18 protein-coding genes and 1 pseudogene are annotated in these 20,803 nt (G+C 69.0%); 3 read left to right on the top strand and 16 right to left on the bottom strand.

The annotated features are described in order from the left end of the window. Positions 1-146 precede the first annotated feature (146 nt). From hslU to QE438_RS18505, 3 genes are all read right to left on the bottom strand, one after another. Complete coding sequence (hslU, locus tag QE438_RS18515) at positions 147-1,514, bottom strand: ATP-dependent protease ATPase subunit HslU (protein ID WP_306993500.1); 1,368 nt, start codon at positions 1,512-1,514, stop codon at positions 147-149. A gap of 102 nt (positions 1,515-1,616) precedes the next feature. Continuing rightward, the gene (hslV, locus tag QE438_RS18510) at positions 1,617-2,168 is read right to left on the bottom strand and encodes an ATP-dependent protease subunit HslV (protein ID WP_306993502.1); all 552 of its coding nucleotides are present in this window, start codon (positions 2,166-2,168) and stop codon (positions 1,617-1,619) included. Positions 2,169-2,268: 100 nt separating this feature from the next. Next, a complete protein-coding gene (locus tag QE438_RS18505) occupies positions 2,269-2,607 on the bottom strand; it encodes a hypothetical protein (protein ID WP_130515509.1) in 339 nt (112 codons plus the stop codon). 342 nt (positions 2,608-2,949) lie between these two features. Here QE438_RS18505 and QE438_RS18500 point away from each other — a divergent pair, with 342 nt between their 5' ends. Continuing rightward, positions 2,950-4,176, top strand: coding sequence for a M23 family metallopeptidase (locus QE438_RS18500; RefSeq protein WP_309736006.1), 1,227 nt, complete (start codon positions 2,950-2,952; stop codon positions 4,174-4,176). 39 nt (positions 4,177-4,215) lie between these two features. Here QE438_RS18500 and xerC read toward each other — a convergent pair whose 3' ends face one another. From xerC to QE438_RS18455, 9 genes are all read right to left on the bottom strand, one after another. After that, positions 4,216-5,097 (bottom strand): tyrosine recombinase XerC, encoded by an 882-nt coding sequence (gene xerC, locus QE438_RS18495; RefSeq protein WP_306993505.1) that lies wholly within the window; start codon positions 5,095-5,097, stop codon positions 4,216-4,218. Positions 5,098-5,106: 9 nt separating this feature from the next. Beyond that, positions 5,107-5,484 (bottom strand): hypothetical protein, encoded by a 378-nt coding sequence (locus QE438_RS18490; RefSeq protein WP_307184051.1) that lies wholly within the window; start codon positions 5,482-5,484, stop codon positions 5,107-5,109. A gap of 10 nt (positions 5,485-5,494) precedes the next feature. After that, on the bottom strand, positions 5,495-6,172 hold the full coding sequence (locus QE438_RS18485; RefSeq protein WP_307184052.1) for a DUF484 family protein: 678 nt from the start codon (positions 6,170-6,172) through the stop codon (positions 5,495-5,497). Then, on the bottom strand, positions 6,169-7,020 hold the full coding sequence (gene dapF / locus QE438_RS18480; RefSeq protein WP_306993510.1) for a diaminopimelate epimerase: 852 nt from the start codon (positions 7,018-7,020) through the stop codon (positions 6,169-6,171). Before dapF ends, QE438_RS18485 begins: the two co-directional genes overlap by 4 nt. Further along, a complete protein-coding gene (locus QE438_RS18475) occupies positions 7,007-7,255 on the bottom strand; it encodes a lipoprotein (protein WP_130515497.1) in 249 nt (82 codons plus the stop codon). Before QE438_RS18475 ends, dapF begins: the two co-directional genes overlap by 14 nt. A 64-nt stretch (positions 7,256-7,319) precedes the next feature. Continuing rightward, positions 7,320-7,745 carry a YbaN family protein gene (locus tag QE438_RS18470; RefSeq protein WP_228257785.1) on the bottom strand — a complete coding sequence of 142 codons (426 nt, stop codon included), beginning with the start codon at positions 7,743-7,745 and terminating at the stop codon, positions 7,320-7,322. Between the two features lie 142 nt (positions 7,746-7,887). Beyond that, on the bottom strand, positions 7,888-10,017 hold the full coding sequence (locus QE438_RS18465; RefSeq protein WP_306993512.1) for a S9 family peptidase: 2,130 nt from the start codon (positions 10,015-10,017) through the stop codon (positions 7,888-7,890). Positions 10,018-10,104: 87 nt separating this feature from the next. After that, the gene (locus QE438_RS18460; RefSeq protein WP_306993514.1) at positions 10,105-12,249 is read right to left on the bottom strand and encodes a prolyl oligopeptidase family serine peptidase; all 2,145 of its coding nucleotides are present in this window, start codon (positions 12,247-12,249) and stop codon (positions 10,105-10,107) included. Between the two features lie 74 nt (positions 12,250-12,323). Beyond that, positions 12,324-12,662 (bottom strand): hypothetical protein, encoded by a 339-nt coding sequence (locus tag QE438_RS18455; protein ID WP_165394552.1) that lies wholly within the window; start codon positions 12,660-12,662, stop codon positions 12,324-12,326. A gap of 115 nt (positions 12,663-12,777) precedes the next feature. Between QE438_RS18455 and QE438_RS18450 the strand changes: the two genes are divergently transcribed. Next, a complete protein-coding gene (locus QE438_RS18450; protein ID WP_309735991.1) occupies positions 12,778-13,482 on the top strand; it encodes a lipocalin family protein in 705 nt (234 codons plus the stop codon). A gap of 279 nt (positions 13,483-13,761) precedes the next feature. Here the strand turns inward: QE438_RS18450 and secA are convergent, their stop codons facing one another. Then, positions 13,762-16,509, bottom strand: a complete 2,748-nt coding sequence (gene secA, locus QE438_RS18445) for a preprotein translocase subunit SecA (protein WP_306993516.1) — start codon at positions 16,507-16,509, stop codon at positions 13,762-13,764. A 168-nt stretch (positions 16,510-16,677) separates the two neighbouring features. Continuing rightward, the gene (locus QE438_RS18440) at positions 16,678-17,631 is read right to left on the bottom strand and encodes a M23 family metallopeptidase (protein WP_130530762.1); all 954 of its coding nucleotides are present in this window, start codon (positions 17,629-17,631) and stop codon (positions 16,678-16,680) included. Positions 17,632-17,640: 9 nt separating this feature from the next. Between QE438_RS18440 and QE438_RS18435 the strand changes: the two genes are divergently transcribed. Next, a complete protein-coding gene (locus QE438_RS18435) occupies positions 17,641-18,111 on the top strand; it encodes a DUF721 domain-containing protein (RefSeq protein ID WP_306993518.1) in 471 nt (156 codons plus the stop codon). Positions 18,112-18,263: 152 nt separating this feature from the next. On the opposite strand, the gene lpxC is transcribed toward QE438_RS18435, so the two are convergent. Continuing rightward, positions 18,264-19,187 (bottom strand): UDP-3-O-acyl-N-acetylglucosamine deacetylase, encoded by a 924-nt coding sequence (gene lpxC, locus QE438_RS18430; protein WP_130515483.1) that lies wholly within the window; start codon positions 19,185-19,187, stop codon positions 18,264-18,266. A gap of 255 nt (positions 19,188-19,442) precedes the next feature. Next, a pseudogene (gene ftsZ / locus QE438_RS18425) lies at positions 19,443-20,703 on the bottom strand (cell division protein FtsZ). Positions 20,704-20,803 lie beyond the last annotated feature (100 nt).

The raw sequence follows: 20,803 nt of genomic DNA, 5'->3' as shown, positions 1-20,803 counted from the left end.
AGGGGAGCCGCTGATGGCGGCGAGGGGCTTGCCCGGCAAGGCCTCATCGCCGCCATGGCGGCTCCCGGCAGGCATGGCATGCGTCGCCGGCGTCACACGACGAAGGCGCCCGCAGGCGCCTTCGTCTTCTCGACCGCCGGCATCGGTCAGAGGATGTAACGGCTCAGGTCCGGATCCTGCACCAGCTCGCCCAGGTACTTGTCGACGTAGGCGCGATCGACCGTCACCGCCTCGCCGTCGCGATCCGGCGCCTCGTAGCTGAGCGTGTCCAGCAGCCGCTCGAGCACGGTGTGCAGGCGGCGCGCGCCGATGTTCTCCTGGCGCTCGTTGACCTGGAAGGCGATCTCGGCCAGGCGCTCCACCGCGTCGGGTTCGAAGGCCAGGGTCACGCCCTCGGTCTGCATCAGCTGCACGTACTGCCGGGTCAGGGCGGCCTTGGGCTCGGTGAGGATGCGCACAAAGTCCTCCTTGCTCAGCGCGCCCAGCTCCACGCGGATCGGGAAGCGGCCCTGCAGCTCGGGGATCAGATCGCTGGGCTTGGCCAGATGGAACGCGCCGGAGGCGATGAACAGGATGTGGTCGGTCTTGACCGTGCCGTACTTGGTCGACACGTTAGAGCCTTCCACCAGCGGGAGCAGGTCGCGCTGCACGCCCTCGCGGCTGACATCGCCGCCGCCGACGTTCTCGCCGCGCTTGGCGACCTTGTCGATCTCGTCGATGAAGACGATGCCGTGCTGCTCGCAGGCCTCGATCGCCGCCGCGCGCACGTCGTCCTCGTTGACCAGCTTGGCGGCCTCTTCCTCGATCAGCTGCGGACGCGCGGCCTTGATGGTCACGGTGCGCTTGTGGGTCTTGGCCGCGCCCAGGCTGGAGAACATCTGCTTGAGCTGCTGACCCATTTCCTCCATGCCCGGCGGGGTCATGATGTCCACGCCGCCGACGCTGGCGGCCAGCTCCAGCTCGATCTCCTTGTCGTCCAGTTCGCCCTTGCGCAGCATCCTGCGGAACTTGGCGCGGGTGTCGCTGTCTTGCGCGGACGGCTCGCTGGACACCACCGCCGGATCGAAGCCGATGCCGCCGCTGCGCTTGGGCAGCAGCGCATCGAGGATGCGATCCTCGGCGCGCTCCTCGGCCTGGGTGCGCACCCGGGTCTTGGCCTGTTCGCGATACAGCTTGACCGCGGTGTCGGCCAGGTCGCGGATGATCTGCTCGACGTCCTTGCCCACATAGCCGACCTCGGTGAAGCGCGTGGCCTCGACCTTCACGAACGGCGCATTGGCCAGCGTCGCCAGGCGCCGCGCGATCTCGGTCTTGCCCACGCCGGTGGGGCCGATCATCAGGATGTTCTTGGGCATGACCTCGTTGCGCAGCTCCGGCTCGAGCTGCGCGCGGCGCCAGCGGTTGCGCAGCGCGATGGCCACCGCGCGCTTGGCCGCGTGCTGGCCGACGATGTGCCGGTCCAGCTCCTGCACGATCTCGCGCGGGGTCATGGTGGAGTTATTCGCTTCGCTCATGGTGGGAATCGGGAATGGGAAATGGGGAATGGGAGGGATCAAGAGCGGGGCCATCGGGGCACGGGAAACCGCCTTTGCGATTACCCACTCCCGACTCCCCATTCACAGCTCTTCGACCACCACGTTGCGGTTGGTATAGATGCAGATGTGGCCGGCGATGTTGAGCGCCTCGACCGCGATGGCCTTGGCCTCCAGCTCGGTATGCGCCAGCAGCGCGCGCGCGGCGGACAGGGCATAGGAGCCGCCGGAGCCGATGGCGATGATGCCGTCCTCCGGCTCGATCACATCGCCGGTGCCGCTGATGATCAGCGAGGTGTCCTTGTCGGCCACCGCCAGCAGGGCCTCGAGCTTTCCGTAGCGGCGCTCGGTGCGCCAGTCGCGCGCCATCTCGACCGCGGCGCGCTGCAGCTGGCCATGCTTTTCCAGCTTGGCCTCAAACAGCTCGAACAGGGTGAAGGCATCGGCCGCGGCACCGGCGAAACCGGCCAGCACCTGGCCGTCGCGGCCCAGCCGCCGCACCTTGCGCGCATTGCCCTTCATCACCGTGTGGCCGAGCGTGACCTGACCGTCGCCGGCGATGGCGACGTGGCCGTTGCGGCGCACCGACAGGATGGTGGTGGCGTGGAAGACGTTGGGGTTCTGACTGGGGTCCATGGCAGGCTCCGGAATGCTCCAGAGCAGATGGGGCGCCCAGCGCGGGTCTTCAACCCGCCCGCCGCGCCTGGGCCCAACGCCCAGGCGCGGCGGATCGTGCTTACTTCTTCGCCGGGCCCTGCTGCAGCGCCTTCAGGCGCTCGCACATCTGCTTGCCGCCATCGGGCGCGGACTTGATCCTGGCGATGCCCGCGTTGAAGCCGGCGTCGTACAAGGCATCGAAGCCGCTCGAATCGGCGCCCTTGCCGTAGATGGCCGCGCGCGACTGTTCCTTGCGCGTCTTGGCCTGTTCCGGGGTGATGTTGCCGCACTGCTGCGCCAGTCCGTTGAGCTGCGCACCGTTCTTGATGATCGCGTCGCGGGTGGCGGCCGCGTCCTGGGCCATGGCGGGCGCAGCGATGGCCAGCGACAGCGTCAACGCAGAAAGGAACTGCCTCATGCAACGACTCCTGGTCCTGTTGAAGGGAGCCGCATCCTTGCCGGTCCAAGCTGAACCTTGACCAGATTGTCAGCCCGCGCAATACGCGGGTGTCATGTTCCTGCCATGCCCGCGGATGCACGCCTTCGCGGATCCTGCCCATATCTCGGGACGACTTTTCCTTTGCGGCGGATAAACACGCTCGTGGTGTTATGGAACACGCCTTGGTCCGGCGTGCGTCGACACGAATTTCAGGAGCGTGGCCCTTGCTGGGCCTTGCCAGTGCCCGACTCCGTTTCATCCCCGGTCAGCCTGCGCAGGACGCGGAGACCTTGCTAAGGTGCCTGGCATGGCAGCGCTCACATGCCTTTGCCCTGGATGATCATGCCTGCCATCAGACCCTTGCGTTCGCCGACGCGTCGCGCCCCTGGCAAGGCCGGCTTCTGGCTCGTGCTGGCGGCGCTGAATCTGCTCCCGCCCGCCGACGTCAATGCAGAGCGTGCCCTGGCACCGGTCGAGGTGCGCACGCCATGCGCGCCGATACCGGTGGTGGGTGACGATGGCCGCACGCACCTGGCGTACGAACTGCATGTGACCAACTATTACCGCGACACCGGCGTGTTGCGGCTGCAGCGCATCGAGGTCTTCGCCGGCGAAGAGACCACGCCGCTCATGAGCCTGACCGGCCGGGATCTGGTCCAGGCCGTGCAGCCCCGGACTGCCGACAAGGATGCCACCCAGGTTCTCGTCGCTGCGGGCATGCGCGCGGTCGCGTTCCTGTGGCTGACCCTGCCCGATGGCCGGCAGACGCCGCGCGTGCTGCGCCATCGGCTCGTCTTCGTCGACGACAAGGGCCGGACCTCGCTGGTCGATGGCGCGTCTGTAGAGGTGGGCACGACCTCACCGCTCGTGCTGGGCCCGCCGCTGCCACCGGGACTGTGGCTGACCAGCGAAGGGCCGGGCAACGCGCAATCGCATCACTGGGGCAGCCTGGTCGCGGTCAATGGCCAGCTCACCATTCCACAACGCTATGCCATCGATGTGTTCGGTCTCGACGCGAACGGCCGCGCCCTGCGCGGTGGTGCGGTCGACTTCAGCAGGAGCCGGCGCGAGGACTGGATCGGCTACGGCGCGCAGGTCCTGGCCGTGGCCGACGGCGTGGTGCGCGATGTCCATGACGGCGCCCCGGAGCATGCGCCCCTGGAAGCGCAGGCCGAGCCCGATTCGCTGACCGCGCAGGGCCTGTACGGCAACTACGTGGTGCTTCAGATCGCGCCGAAGGTGTTCGTCCACTACGCCCATCTGCAACCCGGCAGCGTGGCGGTCACCGTGGGACAGCGGCTGCATCGCGGGCAGGTGCTCGGACGCCTGGGTCAGTCGGGTAATTCCAACGGGCCCCACCTGCACTTCCACGTCTCCGACGCGGCGACGTTCGAAGGCTCGGAAGGCTTGCCGTTCGTGTTCGACAGCAATGGGTCTCCGGGCCACTGGTCGCTCACCCAGGCGATCGACCCGGAGGCAAAGTTCAGCCCGGATCGCATCCCCCATTCCAGACAGATGCCACTGGATGGCGAAGTGCTCGGGTTCTAGGCCGCGCAGCGCGTGCCGGAATCGACCGGGCGCGCCGGATCAGACCTTGCGCTTGGCGCGCGGATGCGCGCCGTCGTAGACCTTGGCCAGGTGCTGGAAGTCCAGGTGCGTGTAGATCTGCGTGGTGGCGATGTCGGCATGGCCGAGCAGTTCCTGCACGCCGCGCAGGTCGCCCGAGGACTCGAGGATATGGCTGGCGAAGCTGTGCCGCAGCATGTGCGGATGCACGTGCTTGAACAGCCCCTGGCGCTGCGCCAGCTGCTGGATGCGCAGCTGCACGGCGCGCTGGGAGATCGTCCCGCCGCCGCGGCCGGGGAACACCGGCGCGGCGTCCTCGGCCGGCTTTTCCTCGCGCCAGGCCGCCAGCGCGTTGCGCGCGTGCGAGCCCACCGGCACGATGCGCTGCTTGCGGCCCTTGCCCAGCACGGTGACCACGCCGGCGGCCAGATCCAGGTCGGACCAGCGCAGCGCGCACAGTTCGCTCAGGCGCAGCCCGGAGGAATAGAACAGTTCCAGCAGCGCGCGATCGCGCAGGCCCAGCGGCGCATCGGTCGGCACCTCGACCAGGCGCACGGCCTCGTCGGCGTCGAGCACCTTGGGCAGCTTGCGCGGCGCCTTGGGCGCGCGCAGTCCGGCCACGGGACTGGCGGCGATGCGCCCGTGCTTGAGCAGCCACAGATAGAAGCTGCGGCAGGCCGACAGCCGGCGCTGCAGACTGGTCGGCGCCAGCCCCTGGCGATGGCCGGCGGCGATGAAGGCCCGCAGCTGATCGGCCTGCAGCGCCTCGACCGGCGTGCCGTCCTGCGTCTGCGCGGCCCACTGGGTCAGCGCCGTCAGGTCGCGGCGATAGGCGTCCAGCGTATGCGCCGAGACCTGGCGCTCGACACGCAGGTGATCCAGGAAGGCCTCAACGGCGGACATGCCGCGGCCTCACTGCTGCATCCGATGGCGCAGCATGCGCTGCACCAGGCGCAGGTAGCGCGCCGGCGCCTGCGGCAGCAGCGCCATCGCCACCGACAGCAGCAGCACCGCGGTGACCACCGCGGGCACCAGCAGCGCATCCACGTACAACCAGCCGGTGCTCATCGCGGCGCCGATCGCGAACAGGCCACGGGTGTGCGAGAGGTGTTCGCTGGAACAGCGCATGGCCGAGACCTGGGCGATCACCAGCAGCACGCAGGTCGCCGCGAGCGCGACGCCCCAGGTGCCCTGCGACACCGGATGGCGCCGCGCGTACACGCCGGTGGCCAACAGCGGCCATAGCCGGAAGATCGCCATGGACAGCATGACCAAGGCGCGGAAGAACATCGCCCTCGCCCTAGGCGTCGAAGCGCTTCAACGCGGTGGTCAGCGCCTCGCCCATCATGCGCAGGAACAGCGTGCCCATGCCGGGGTAGAAGCGGTTGCCATCGCGGCTGCCCACGGCCACCAAGCCCACGCCGGGCAGCGGCAGCAGCGCCGAGGAACCGATCTCCTCGGCCTGGGCGGCGTAGAGCAGCGTGTTCTTCTGCGGCTGCAGGCGCCCGCACAGCGGCTCGCCATCGGCCAGGCAGTCGCGGAACGGGACCAGGTGCGAGCTGCCGTCGGCGATCGACTGCAGCCAGGGCGCGTCGATCAGCGACTCCGGCAGCGGCGCGAAGATCACGATCCGCACCAAATCGCCCTGGAAATCCTCCTCCAGCGAGGCCGCCATCGCCGCCAGCGTGTCGGCGACGCTGGACTGGCGCATCAGCGCCAGGGTCAGCTGATGCACGCGCACGGCCAGGCGCTCGTTCTCCAGCGCGTTGGCCGACAGTTCGCCCAGGCGGCGCGAGAGCTCGCGGTTCTTGTCGCGCAGCACCTCCAGCTGGTAGCTGGCCAGCGAGGCGGCCGGGCCCTTCTCGCGCGGCACCACCAGGGTCTGGGCCAGGTCCGGAAACTGCTGCAGGAAGCCCGGATGCCGGCGCAGCCAGGCGGCCACCTCGTGGCTGCCGAGTTTCTCGTTGGTCTCGCTCATTGCGTCCATTCCCCTTCGAACACGAATGTCGCCGGCCCGGACATCACCACCTCGGCGGCATCGTCGGGCCAGTCGATCTGCAGGTCGCCGCCGGGCAGCGACACGGTGACGCTGCGTTCGACCAGGCCGGCGCGCATCAGCACCACCGCCGCGGCGCAGGCGCCGCTGCCGCAGGCCAGGGTTTCGCCGACGCCGCGCTCGAGCACGCGCAGTCCGATGCGCTGGCGGCTGATCACCTGGGCGAAGCCGACGTTGACCGATTCGGGAAACGTCGCGCTGGCCTGCAGCGCCGGGCCCAGCTCGGCCACCGGGGCGCTGGCCACATCGGCCACCTGCACCACCGCATGCGGATTGCCCATCGACACCGCGCCGAACACCACCGCCTCGCCGTCGATCCGCACCGAATAGCTCGGCTGCTCGCTGTCGAACCCGGCCAACGGCACCTGCGCCGGCTGCCAGCGCGGCACGCCCATGGCCACGGCGAAGCCGGCCTCGGTGCGCTGCACGCGATGGGTACCGGCGGGACTGTCCATCTGGAAGGGGACCTCGGCCTGGGCCAGGCCGGCACGCACCAGCCAGGCGGCGATGCAGCGCGCGCCGTTGCCGCACTGGCCCGAGAGCGAGCCGTCGGCGTTCCAGATCCGGTACGAGGCGACCGAGCCTTTGGCCCGCGGCGCCTCGATGGTCAGCAGCTGGTCGCAGCCCACGCCACGATGGCGGTCGGCCAGGTGCGCGGCCAGGGCCGCGTCCGGCGCGGGGCGTCCGCCGCGCAGGTCGAGCACGACGAAGTCGTTGCCCGCCCCATGCATCTTGGAGAACCGCAGCGGTGCGGGATCAGGGCTTGCCATTGCCACTGCCCTGGTCGATGGCCTGGGTGGCGGCATCGTCCTGCGGGCTCGGTGCGGAGGTGGGTTCCTGCGGCTTGACCTGCACCGGCGGCGCGCCGGTCTGGGTCTTGGGCGCCGGGGCGGGCTGCTGCACCGGCGTGGGCCGCTCAGGCAGCACCAGCGGACCCTTGTTGCCACAGGCCGACAGCGCCAGCAGCACGGCGCTTACGAGCGCGATTCGCGATACGGTCTTCATGGCTCGAGTATAGCGATTGCCGGCGCACAACCGCCGGCGCGCGCCGCACGCGATCAGCGCCGCGTCACGGCGCCGGCGGCGGCTCGGGCCGCTGCCACATCCACAGCACCACCGCCGACAGGCAGGCCACCGGAATGGCCGACAGCCACCAGTGCGCCGGCGTCAGCCAGGCCATCGCGGTCACGGTGAACGCGGCGCTGGCCAGCATGGTCCAGCTCGCCAGCCACTTGGCCCGGCGCGGAATCGCCCCGTGCGCCTGCCAGTCGTGGATCAGCGGGCCGAAGTGCCGATGCGACAGCAGGGCACGGTGCAGGCGCTCGGACCCGCGCGAGGCGGCGAAGGCCGCGATCAGGATGAACACCGTGGTCGGCATCACCGGCAGGAACAGCCCGATCAGGCCCAGCAGCAGGCTGGTCCAGGCCAGCAGCCACCAGGCCCAGCGAAAGCGGCTGGGGGGCGGCGTCAGTTCCGGCGGCAGGGGCGTGTCCACCTGCGTATTGTCGCCCGCCGCGCGTGTAGGCGGCATCGCGAAAGGCGCACGCTGCGTTGCAGGCCGCGTCGATGTCCCCATGGGTGGGAACATCGGTGCGCCGGGTCGGCCGGGGCGGGTCAGCCCCGGGCCGGGGATGCGCTCAGTGCTGCTGGGTCACGCCCAGCTGGTCGAGCATGAAGGCGTAGTACTCGGACATTTCCTGGTAGCGGCGGAAACGGCCGGACTTGCCGCCGTGGCCGGCTTCCATGTTGGTGCGGAACACCACCGGCAACTTGCCGGTGTCCAGATCGCGCAGGCGCGCCACGTACTTGGCCGGTTCCCAGTACTGCACCTGCGAGTCCCACAGCCCGGTGCCGACGAATATCGCCGGGTAGGCCCGCTTCTTCAGATTGTCGTAGGGCGAGTAGGTGACGATGTAGTCGTAGAACTCGCGCTTCTCCGGGTTGCCCCACTCGTCGTACTCGTTGGTGGTCAGCGGGATGCTCGGGTCGAGCATGGTGGTGACCACGTCCACGAACGGCACCTGCGAGATGATCACGCGGTAGTCGTCCGGCGCCATGTTGGTGATCGCGCCCATCAGCAGGCCGCCGGCGCTGCCACCCATGGCCGCGACGCGGTCCTTGGCTGCGTAACCCTGCTTGACCAGCGCCTCGGTGACGTCGATGAAGTCGGTGAAGGTGTTCTTCTTCCTGAGCAGCTTGCCGTTGTCGTACCAGGCCCGGCCCATCTCCTCGCCGCCGCGGATGTGGGCGATGGCGTAGACCATGCCGCGATCGAGCAGGCTCACCACCGGCCCGGAGAAGCCAGGATCCATCGACATCCCGTAGCTGCCGTAGCCGTACTGCAGCAGCGCGGCGGTGCCGTCCTTCTTGAAGCCCTTCTTGTAGACCAGCGACACCGGCACCTTGGTGCCGTCCCGCGCGGTCACCCACAGCCGCTCGGTGGTGTACTTGGCCGGGTCGTAGCCCAGCACCGGCTGCTGCTTGAGCAGGCGGCGCTCGCCGGTGACGGTATTGAGCTCGTAGGTCGTGGCCGGCGTGGTCAGCGAGGTATAGCTGTAGCGCAGCCACGGCGTGTCGTGCTCGGGGTTGGCGTCCAGGCCCATCGAATAGGCCGGCTCATCGGCCTGGACATAGGAGGACTTGCCGTCCTTGCCCAGCAGCCGGATGCGCTCCAGCCCTTCCGAGCGCTCGCCGATCGCGGTGAAGCCGTCGAACAGCTCGAAGCCGTCGATGTAGACACTGTCGCTGTGCGCGATCCAGTCCTTCCAGTCCTTGCGCGCGGTGGCGCCGTCGGCGGCGGTCACGATCTTGAAGTTGGTCGCGCCGTCGGCATTGGTGCGGATCACCCAGCGACCGTCGAAATGGTCGGCGTCGTATTCCACATCGCGCGCACGCGGCGCCAGCACGGTGAAGGCCTGCGGATCGGCCGCCGGCGCGTAGCGCTCCTCGCTGGAGACCGTGCTGTGCACGCCGATGGTGATGTACTTGTCGTCGCGGGTGCGGCCCAGGCCCATGTAGAAGCTGTCGTCGTGCTCCTCGTAGACCAGCGTGTCCTGCGTCACAGGCGTGCCCAGCACGTGCTTCTTCACGCGCACGGTCAGCAGCGTCTCCGGGTCGTTCTCGACGTAGAACAGGGTCTTGTTGTCGTCGGCCCAGACCACGTCGGGCGACACGCCAGGGATCTGGTCCGGCAGCACCTGGCCGGTGCTCAGGTCCTTGAAGCGGATCGTGTACTGGCGCCGGCCGACCGCATCGTCGGCATAGGCCAGCAGACGGTTGTCCTGGCTGACATCCCAGGTGCCCACGCTGTAATAGCCCTTGCCGTCGGCCAGCGCGTTGACGTCCAGCATCACCTCTTCCGGCGCCTCCATGCTGCCCTTGCGGCGGGCGTGCACGGGATAGTCCTTGCCGGTCTCGAAACGCGTGTAGTACCAGTAGCCGCGCTCGCGGTACGGCACCGAGGCGTCGTCCTGCTTGATGCGCGCGACGATCTCCTTGTACAGCGTGTCCTGCAGCGGCTTGAGCGGCGCCAGCACCGCATCGGCGTAGGCGTTTTCGGCCTTGAGGTAGTCGAGCATCTGCGGGTTGGTGCGCGTGTCGTCGCGCAGCCAGTAGTACTCGTCCTGACGCTGCGCGCCGAACGGCGCGGTGACCACGTGCGGCTTCTTGGCCACGTCCGGCGGCGTGGCCTGGGTGGCGGCGAGGGTCGAGGGAATGGAAGTGCTCATCAGCAGGGTCGCGGCCAGCAGGGCGGGAAGGGGCTTCATGGATAGGTCCGTCTGGATCGGGTTGCAAGGGCCGGACGCGGGCGCCGCGCATCCTGCGGCGCCCGCGCCCTGCGTCGGCGGCTCACGTCACTGGCTCAGCTGTTCCCACAGGAAGGTGTAGGCCAGCGCGTTCATGTGCGCGGACTGGGCGTTGTTGGCCGCGCCGCCGTGGCCGCCCTCGATGTTCTCGTAGTAGCGCACGTTCTTGCCGGCGTCGAGCATCTTGGCCGCCATCTTGCGCGCGTGACCGGGGTGGACGCGGTCGTCGCGGGTGGAGGTCAGGAACAGCGTCGGCGGGTAGTCCTTGCCCGCATCGAACAGGTGATACGGCGAGAAGGTCTTGATGTAGTCCCAGTCGGCCGTGTCCGGGTTGCCGTACTCGGCCATCCACGAGGCGCCGGCCAGCAGGTGGCTGTAGCGCTTCATGTCCAGCAGCGGCACCTGCACCACGATCGCGCCGAACAGCTGCGGATACTGGGTCAGCATGTTGCCCATCAGCAGGCCGCCGTTGCTGCCGCCCATCGCGCCCAGGTGGGCGGGCGAGGTGATCTTGCGCGCGGCCAGATCCTGGGCCACCGCGGCGAAGTCCTCGTAGGCCTTGTGCCGGTTGGCCTTGAGCGCGGCCTGGTGCCAGCGCGGTCCGTATTCGCCGCCGCCGCGGATGTTGGCCACCGCGTATACGCCGCCCTTCTCCAGCCAGCCCTTGCCGATGCCGCCGGAATAGCCGGGCGTCATCGAGATCTCGAAGCCGCCATAGCCGTACAGCAGGGTCGGCGCGCGGCCGTCGTACTTCAGGTCCTTGGGCCGCACCAGGAAGTACGGCACGCGCGTGCCGTCCTTGGAGGTGGCGAAGTGCTGCTCGATCACATCGCGCGAGGCGTCGAAGAAGGTCGGCATCGTCTTCAGCGGCGCCAGCGCGGCCGTCGGCGCGTTGGCGTCGGCCAGCATCAGCGTGGTCGGCGTCAGGTAGTCGGTGACGGTCAGCCACAGCGCGTCGGAATCGTCGCCGTCCACGGCGCTGGCGCTGATCGCGCCGAAGGCCGAGTCGCCCACCTTCAGCGGCGTGGACACCCACTTGCCCTCGGTGTGGGTCAGCACGCTGAGGCGGTTCTTGACGTCCTGCATGACGTTGAGGACGACGTGGTGCCGAGTGAAGGTGACCCCGGCCAGCGAGGTCGTGTCGGTCGGCTCGAACAGCACCTCGAAGTCGCGCTTGCCGGCCATGAAGTCGTCGAAGCGCGCGACCAGCAGCGAGCCGGCCTTGTAGGTCTTGCCGCCGACGGTCCAGGGCTCGCGCAGCTCCAGCGCCAGCCATTCGCGCTGCACGGTCTTCTGCGCCGAGTTGGGCGCATCGATCTTGGTCAGTGCGCCGGGCGCTCCTGCGCATCCTGCGCCCGCGCCACTCGCACATCCGTGTGCATCGCCGCGCAGATAGAGCTCGTCGTTGTAGAAGGCGATGGTGCGGGTGACGAAGTCGCGCTCGAAGCCCGGCGTGGCGTCATGCGCGGCCGCGATGTACATGTCCTCCGGCTTGCCCTCGTAGACGAGCTTGGCCGAAGCCAGCGGCGTGCCGCGCTTCCATTCCTTGACGATGCGCGGATAGCCCGAGGTGGTCAGGCTGCCGTCGCCGAAATCGGTGTAGACATAGACGGTGTCGGCATCGATCCAGCCCAGGCCGCCCTTGGCCGCCGGCCGGTAGAAGCCGTCCTTGACCCAGGTCTTGGTGGTCAGGTCGAACTCGCGGGTCACGTCGGCATCCGAGCCGCCGCGCGAGAGCGCGATCAGGCAGCGGGTGTAGTCGGGCTTGCGGCATTCGGCGCCGTGCCAGACCCAGGTCTCGTGCTCGGCGGCGTTGAGCGCGTCGAGGTCCAGCACGGTCTCCCAGGTGGGATTGGGCTTGCGGTACTCGGCCAGCGTGGTGCGGCGCCAGACGCCGCGCGCGTGGTCCTTGTCCTTCCACAGGTTGTAGTAGTAGTCGCCGATCTTGCTGACGTAGGGGATCTTGGCGTCCGAGTCCAGGATCGCGCGGATCTGCCCTTCCAGCTGCTTGAACTGCGGCGTGCCGGCAAGCTGCGCCTCGGTGACCGCGTTGTGCTCCTTGACCCAGGCCAGCGGCCGGGCGCCTTCGACCTCTTCCATCCACTGGTAGGGGTCGTTGTCCACGGGGGTCTCCTGGGCATGGGCGCTGGCGGCGGCGAGGCCTGCGACCAGGGCGAGGGCGAATCGGTTCAAGGCGGGCTCCGTACGAGGCATTGCAGCCGCCGCACGCTAGCACAGCCCTCGCGGTGCCCTGCCCGTGCCGAAGGTCAGGCCACGCGGGCGGGCGAACGGCTGCGTGACCCGATGGTCATCGAGCGGCGGCGGCGGGCCTGCTGACCGCCGCGCCGGCGCCGCGGCACCGCATCGATGGCCGGATGCGCCGGCGCGGGCCAGGACGGCAGGCGGAAGCGGTGCAGCGACCACCACGCCACCAGCGGCAGGCCGGCCAGCCACAGCGGGGTCCAGCCCAGGGCCTCGGTCGATCCGCGCGCGGCCGGCAGCAGGACCACCAGGGCCAGGCCGGTCAGCGCGATCGTGCGCAGGGTCAGCTCCAGGCGGGGATCGGCGTGGGAAGCGGTGCGGGCAGCGTGCGAAACGTGGGCCATGGCGGTGCGTCCGGTCGGAGGTGGAAGCGCAGGCTGCCCGCGCCCCTTCTCACCGGTTGCGACCGCCGTGCGGGCGAACGCGGCCTTGACGCCGGCCGGCCTAGCCTGCTCGCCGATGCCCGCCCTGCCGACCATCGCCTCGCCCCGGAAGCGCCGCCACCTGCTGGCCCTGGCGCTGCTGCCCCTGATCGCCGCCTGCGGGACCGTGCCCATGCCGACCACAAGTACCGACGCCGCCCCGCCGATCGACCTGCCGCGCTTCATGGGCGCCTGGCATGTGATCGCCCATGTGCCCTACTTCGGCGAGCGCGGCCATGTCGCCAGCCGCGACGAGTACCGACTCAAGCCCGGCGGCGGCATCGCGGTGCATTACGTCTATCAGGAAGGCTTCGGCGAGCCGGTCAAGACCCTGGACTCGCGCGCCACGGTCAAGGCCGGCACCGGCAACCGGCGCTGGACGACCTGGTTCTTCGGCGTGATCCCGACCAAGTACCGCATCCTGGAGACCGCGCCGGACTACTCCTGGGCGCTGGTCGACTATCCGGGCCGCGACCTGGCCTGGATCTTCTCGCGCACCGCCGACCTGCCCGATGCGCAGTACGCCGACCTGGTGGCCCGGATGCGCGCCCACGGCGTGGACACGGGCAAAGCTGATCCGCGTGCCGCAGCTGGCCGAGCAGGAAGGCAAGCCGGGCTTCGCGCCGGCGAAGAAGCCGCAGGCGCGCTAGCACGCGCTCCGGTCTCGCGGTGCCGCCGCTGTTCCGTAGAGCGGAGCTTGCTCCGCTATGGCTCTCCCAAAGATCCGACCGAGGAGCCGTAGAGCGGAGCTTGCTCCGCTGTGGCTCTCCCGACGATCCGACCGAAGAGCCGTAGAGCGGAGCTCGCTCCGCTGTGGCTCTCCCAACAATCCGACCGAAGAGCCGTAGAGCGGAGCTCGCTCCGCTATGCTCTCCCAACGATCCGAACGAAGAGCAGCGGAGCAAGCTCCGCTCTACAGGGCGGGCGGTCCGGATCATGCGAGTGCCGCAGTGCCCGGAACGAGAAAAGCCCGGATGGCGACATCCGGGCTTCTTCGTTTTTGCCAGGTGCTGGGCCTGGATCAGCTCAGCTGGCCGTGGCAGTGCTTGTACTTCTTGCCGCTGCCGCAGGGGCAGGGATCGTTGCGGCCCACCTTGGGCTCGTCGCGGAACACCGTGGCCGGGGCGGCGGCCGCGGCAGCCTGCGCGGCCTGCACCTGCGCGGCTTCCTCATCGGCGCCATAGCCACCGGTGGGCGCGTGCTGGAACTGCATGGCGCGCTGCTGGGCCTCGGCCACGCGGCGCTCCTGGGCCTCCAGTTCGGCCACCTCCTCCTCGCTGCGGATGCGCAGGCGCGCCAGGATGGTGATCACCTCGCGCTTGACGCCTTCCAGCATCTCGGAGAACAGCTCGAAGGCTTCCTTCTTGTACTCCTGCTTGGGCTGCTTCTGCGCATAGCCGCGCAGATGGATGCCCTGGCGCAGATAGTCCATGCGCGCCAGATGCTCCTTCCAGCCCTTGTCGAGCACGGTCAGCATCACGTGCTTCTCAAGCGCGCGCATGGTCTCGGCGCCGATCTGTTCTTCCTTCTGCGCGAAGTGGGTGTCCATCGCCTCCTGTACCAGCGCCTCGATGCGCTCGGCGTCCAGCTCCTCGAACTGGGTCGGCCACTGGGTCACCGGCAGGTCCAGGCCGGCCTCGGCGGCCAGCTCGGCCTGCAGGCCGGGCAGGTCCCACTGCTCGTCGACCGAATTGGCCGGCACGTGACGCGCGACCAGGTCGGCGACCACGTCGCCGCGGATGCCCTCGATGTTCTCCTTGACCGACTCGGCGTCCAGCAGCTCGTCGCGCTGGGCGTAGATGACCTTGCGCTGGTCGTTGTTGACGTCGTCGAAGTCCAGCAGGTTCTTGCGGATGTCGAAGTTGTGCGCCTCGACCTTGCGCTGGGCCTTCTCGATCTGGCGGCTGACGAGGCGATCCTCGATCACGTCGTCCTCCTTCATGCCGATCAGCTTCATCGCCTTCTGCACCCAGTCGCTGGCGAAGATGCGCATCAGGTTGTCTTCGAGCGACAGGTAGAAGCGCGAGGAACCCGGGTCGCCCTGGCGGCCGGAACGGCCGCGCAGCTGGTTGTCGATGCGGCGGCTCTCGTGGCGCTCGGTGCCCACGATGTGCAGGCCGCCGGCTTCCTTGACCTGTTCGTGGCGGGTCTTCCACTCCGAACGCACGCGGGCGATCTCCAGCTCCGAGGCGTCCTCGCCCAGCGCGGCCAGTTCTGCCTCCAGCGAACCGCCCAGCACGATGTCGGTGCCGCGGCCGGCCATGTTGGTGGCGATGGTCACCGCGCCCGGACGGCCGGCGTTGGCGACGATCGAGGCCTCGCGCTCGTGCTGCTTGGCGTTGAGCACCTCGTGCGGGACCTTGTTCTTGCGCAAGTGCTCGGAGAGCATCTCCGAGGTCTCGATCGAGGTGGTGCCCACCAGCACCGGCTGGCCGCGCTTGTAGCAGTCCTGGATGTCGGCCAGCACCGCGTTGAACTTGCCCTTGCGGTTGAGGAACACCTGGTCCGGCGAATCCTTGCGGATGGTCGGCCGGTGGGTCGGGATCACGATCACTTCCAGGCCGTAGATGCTCTGGAACTCGTAGGCCTCGGTGTCCGCCGTACCGGTCATGCCGGCCAGCTTGTTGTACATGCGGAACAGGTTCTGGAAGGTGATCGAGGCCAGCGTCTGGTTCTCGCGCTGCACCTGCACCCCTTCCTTGGCCTCGACCGCCTGGTGCAGGCCGTCGGACCAGCGCCGGCCCACCAGCGTGCGGCCGGTGAACTCGTCGACGATCACCACCTCGCCGTCGCGCACAATGTAGTCCACGTCGCGCTGATAGATGGCATGGGCGCGCAGGGCGGCGTTGAGGTGATGGACCACGCCCAGGTTCTGCGGCGAGTACAGGCCATCGTCCTCGTCGTCCTTCAGGATGCCGGCCTGGCGCAGCAGGTCCTCGGCGTGGGTCTGGCCGGCCTCGGACAGGTGCACCTGCTTGGACTTCTCATCGACCCAGTAGTCGCCCTCGCCTTCCTCGCTCTCCTGCTTGATCAGCGCCGGCACGATGCGGTTGACGCGCACGTACAGCTCGGGCGAATCGTCGGCCGGGCCGGAGATGATCAGCGGCGTGCGCGCCTCGTCGATCAGGATCGAGTCGACCTCGTCGACGATGGCGAAGTTGAGCTGGCGCTGGTAGCGGTCCTCGCGCGCCATGGCCATGTTGTCGCGCAGGTAGTCGAAGCCGAACTCGTTGTTGGTGCCGTAGGTGATGTCGCTGGCGTAGGCCGCGCGCTTGTCGCCGTGCGGCATGCCCGGGTAGACCACGCCCACGCTCAGGCCCAGCCAGTTGTACAGCTTGCCCATCTGCGCCGCGTCGCGGCGGGCCAGGTAGTCGTTGACCGTGACCACGTGCACGCCCTTGCCTTCCAGCGCGTTGAGGTACACGGCCAGGGTCGCAACCAGGGTCTTGCCCTCGCCGGTGCGCATCTCGGCGATCTTGCCCAGGTGCAGCACCATGCCGCCGACCAGCTGCACGTCGTAGTGGCGCAGGCCCAGCACGCGGCGCGAGGCCTCGCGGCACACGGCGAAGGCCTCGGGCAGGATCTTGTCCAGCGCCTCGCCCTCGGCGACGCGCTTCTGGAATTCGGGGGTCTTGGCCTTCAGTTCCTCGTCGCTGAGCTTCTGCAGCTCCGGTTCCAGCGCATTGATGCGCACCACCAGGCGGTCGAGCTGTTTGAGCAGACGTTCGTTACGGCTGCCGAAGACGCGGGTGAGCAAGCTGTTGATCATGAAGAAGAACCGGAATGGGAAGGAGCGTCGGCACCACCGCTGGCCTCTTTGCTTCCCCAAGGCCGGATGCCGAAAAACGCAACGCGGGCGCAAGGCGCCCCGTCACGAGAACACGACATTGTAGCTTGGGGCGCCGCTGATCGAATCAAGGCGCCCCGCGGACGCGCCTCATCCGCGGCCGCGCACGCCCACCGGGGTGGGGCCCTGGCCCAGGAACTTGCTCGGGTTCACCACCTGGCCGTCCTGCCAGACCTCGAAATGCACGTGGGCGCCGGTCGAACGCCCGGTGGAACCGGCCTTGGCCACTTCCTGCCCGGCGCGCACCAGGTCGCCCGGCTTCACCACCACGCGCGAGTTGTGCGCGTAGCGGGTCACATAGCCATTGCCGTGGTCGATGTCGACCACGTTGCCGTAGCCGCTCTTGACCCCGGCGAAGCTGACCACGCCGTCGGCCACGGCCATGACCGGATCGCCGACGTTGGCCTTGAAGTCGATGCCCTTGTGCCGCTCGCCGCCGCCGCCGAACGGATCGGCGCGGCCGCCGAAGCCGGAGGTGATGTAGGTATTGGCCAGCGGCATGCGCGAGGGCGTCGCGTTGCGGTCCAGCTGGCGGTTGAACAGCAGCGACTCGAGCACCGAGAGCTGCTGGCCGGAGGCGTCGAACTTGGCCCCCAGCGCGTCCAGGCCCTGCGCCAGCTCGCGCGGCGGCATGTCGCTGACCGCGCCTTCCGGGCCGCCCACGCCGACCGGCTCGTTGAAGTCGAATTCGCCGTCGTCCAGCTTGCCCATCTGGGTCAGCCGCTCGCCCAGCGCGTTGAGGCGGTTGGCCTGGGCCTGCAGCTCGCCCAGGCGCGCGGACATGGCGTTGATCTCCTGCTGCGCGCCGCGCTTGACCTGCTCGAGCTCGGCCTGCTGCCTGGCGGTCTTGGCCTGCAGGTAGGACACCTGCGCCAGGCCGAAGGCGCTGCGCGTGGCCAGGCCGGCCAGCAGGCCGGCGGCGAGCAGGATGCCGGCACTGGCCAGCGGGCGGGCGTGGCTGAAGCGGCGCGCCTGCACGGCCCCCAGGGCCAGGTGATGGCGTGCCCAGGAGCGCGTATTGTGAAGAACGTTGTTGAAGCTCATGGAATATCGATGTCTCAAGCCAAGTCCCAGTCGCGTCGGCCGGCGGCGCCGGTGCCGGCCCTGGAGGCCGCGCTGGCGTCGGCGGCGGCCGATCCGCTGCGTCATGCCATCCGGCTCGACGCGCTGGAACAGCAACTGCGCCCCTGTCTGCCCCCGGCGCTGGCCGCGCACTGCCGGCTGGCCAATGTGACGGGGGACCGTCTGGTCTTCGTGGTGGATTCGCCGGTCTGGAACGCCAAGCTCCGCCTGGCCTCCGCACACCTGGTCGAAGTCGCCCGCTCCCTCGGTCTTGGGATCAACTCCGTGATCGCCCGGACTTCCCTGCAACCCCTCTTCCAGGCCGAGACCTCGGGCCAGCGCTCCGGCACGGGCTCCCCGGTCGCGCGTGCCGCCCTGCGCGAGGCGATGGAGATGCTGGAGGCGTCTCCCGCGCCAGGCGCGGGTGGAACAGCAGGGCCGCGTCCCAAGTCCAAACGTTAAGACCGGGTGGAAGGCCGGCAGGCATCGTACCGACCCGGGCTGGGCCAGTCGTTAGCTCAAAGTTAGAAAACGGTTAAGCCGCGCCTGTTCAGGCGATCGGATTCACGTTTCGTCGACGCGCCCGACCCGCGCGCCTCGGCGCGGGCAGGCGTTCAGTGCGCCAGCGCGGGGATGGCCGCGTAGTGGATCGGCGGCGGCGGCTCGGTGGCCTCCGGGCCGAAGGACACCTCTTCCCAGGCGTCGGTCTGGGCGATCAGCGAGCGCACCAGGGTGTTGTTGAGCGCGTGACCGGACTTGTAGCCCTCGTACTTGCCCAGGATCGCGTGGCCGGCCAGATAGAGGTCGCCGATGGCGTCCAGGATCTTGTGGCGCACGAACTCGTCGGCGTAGCGCAGGCCGTCGTCGTTGAGCACGCGGAACTCGTCCAGCACGATCGCGTTGTCCATCGAGCCGCCCAGGCCCAGGTTGCGCTCGCGCATGTACTCCAGATCGCGCATGAAGCCGAAGGTGCGCGCACGCGCGACCTCGCGGATGTAGCCGCCGGTGGAAAAGTCCACCTCGGCGCGCGACTGCGAGGCCGGGATCATCGGGTGGTCGAACTTGACCGTGAAGCCCAGCTTGAAGCCGTCGTAGGGCTCGAACCGCGCGATCTTGTCGCCGTCGCGCACTTCCACCGGCTTGGTCACGCGGATGAAGCGCTTGGGCACGTTCTGTTCGACGATGCCGGCGGACTGCAGCAGGAACACGAACGGGCTGGCCGAACCGTCCATGATCGGCAGTTCGGCCGCGGACAGTTCGACATAGATGTTGTCGATGCCCAGGCCGGCCAGGGCCGACATCAGGTGTTCGACGGTCTGGACCTTGGCCGGGCCGCAGCTCAGGCCCGTGCACAGCGTGGTCTCGGTAACCAGCGAGGCATCGCCGGGGATCTCCACGACCGGATCAAGATCGACGCGACGGAACACCACGCCGGTGTTCGGGGCCGCCGGGCGCAGGGTCATGAAGACCTTGTTGCCGCTGTGCAGGCCCACGCCGGTGGCGCGGATCACGTTCTTGAGAGTGCGCTGGGGGATCATCGGGGAGCTCGCACGCGAAATGTCAACAATTCGTGATGATACCACCCGGGTCTGAACCTGAATGGAAGCGTGTCACGGCACGCGTACCTGCCCCACGGGCGCGGCGCGCGTCCTGGCGGTGAAAAGCCCGCCGGACCGGGCACGCCGGCCCGGCGGGAAATCACTTGGACACGTCACGGTGTGTACTGCGCCGGTGTCGGCGCGCGGCCGGCAGCAGGCTGCCGGTTCGCGCGCGTGACCGGGTGAAGCGGTGGATCAGTCGGCCTGGCGGCGCAGAAACGCCGGGATGTCCAGGTAGTTGTCCGGCAGCTCGGCCGCACCGGCGGGGCCGCCGACGCTGGGCTCGGTGCCGGCGTTGCGACGCAGGCCCAGGCCCTGGGTGGCGCCCATCACCGGGTCGATCTTGCCGGTGGCAGTGGTGTTGGGCAGCGGCACGGCGTCGACCGGCAGGCCGGTGGTGGCATCGCGCACCAGCTTGATCGGCGCACGCACCGTCTCGCGCGGCTGGTAGCCACCGCCCAGGTCGGTGCCACGCACCGGCTGGCGGGCGACGGCGCGGTTCAGGCCGGTGGCGACCACGGTCACGCGGACTTCGTCCTGCATGTTCGGGTCGAGCACGGTGCCCACCACCACGGTGGCGTCCTCCGAGGCGAAGCCCTCCACGGTGCGGCCGACCTCGTCGAACTCGGCCATGGTGAAGTCCGGACCGGCGGTGATGTTGACCAGGATGCCGTTGGCGCCGGACAGGTTGACGTCGTCCAGCAGCGGGTTCTGGATCGCGGCCTCGGCGGCGGCCTGGGCGCGGTCGTCGCCGCGGGCGGCGCCGGTGCCCATCATGGCCAGGCCCATCTCGCTCATCACGGTGCGCACGTCGGCGAAGTCGACGTTGATCAGGCCCGGACGCACGATCAGGTCGGCGATGCCCTGCACGGCGCCCAGCAGCACGTCGTTGGCGGCGCGGAAGGCCTGGATCATCGTGGCGTTGCGGCCCAGCACGGTGATCAGCTTCTCGTTGGGGATGGTGATCAGCGAGTCGCAGTGGGTGGACAGCTCCTCGATGCCCTTCAGCGCGACCTGCATGCGGCGACGGCCTTCGAAGGGGAACGGCTTGGTGACCACGGCCCACGGTCAGGATGCCCATCTCCTTGGCCAGCTGCGCCACGACCGGCGCGGCGCCGGTGCCGGTGCCGCCGCCCATGCCGGCGGTGATGAACACCATGTCCGCGCCGGTCAGCGCCTCGATGATGCGGTCGCGGTCTTCCAGCGCGGCCTGGCGGCCGACTTCCGGGTTGGCGCCTGCGCCCAGGCCCTTGGTGACGTTGCCGCCGAGCTGCAGCTGCTGCTTGGCGCCGCAGTTCTTGATCGCCTGCGAGTCGGTGTTGGCGGTGATGAACTCCACGCCGTCCACGCTGCTGGCCACCATGTGCGCCACGGCGTTGCCGCCGCCGCCGCCCACGCCGATGACCTTGATCACCGCGTTGGGAGCCATCGTTTCAACCAGTTCGAAATGTGCCATGTCCGTTGTCCTCATCTTTGTGTGGGTATGTCTTTTGAATACAGCTGGGTGACGCTCAAATCCCGTTGTCCCTGCCCTCGCCTCACGCCGGCGCGCCCTC

The organism is Pseudoxanthomonas sp. SORGH_AS_0997 (assembly GCF_031453535.1).
Classification (GTDB): Bacteria; Pseudomonadota; Gammaproteobacteria; order Xanthomonadales; family Xanthomonadaceae; genus Pseudoxanthomonas_A; species Pseudoxanthomonas_A winnipegensis.
The sequence above is the reverse complement of the archived record's forward strand: the minus strand, read 5'-3'. Positions and strand labels throughout refer to the sequence as shown.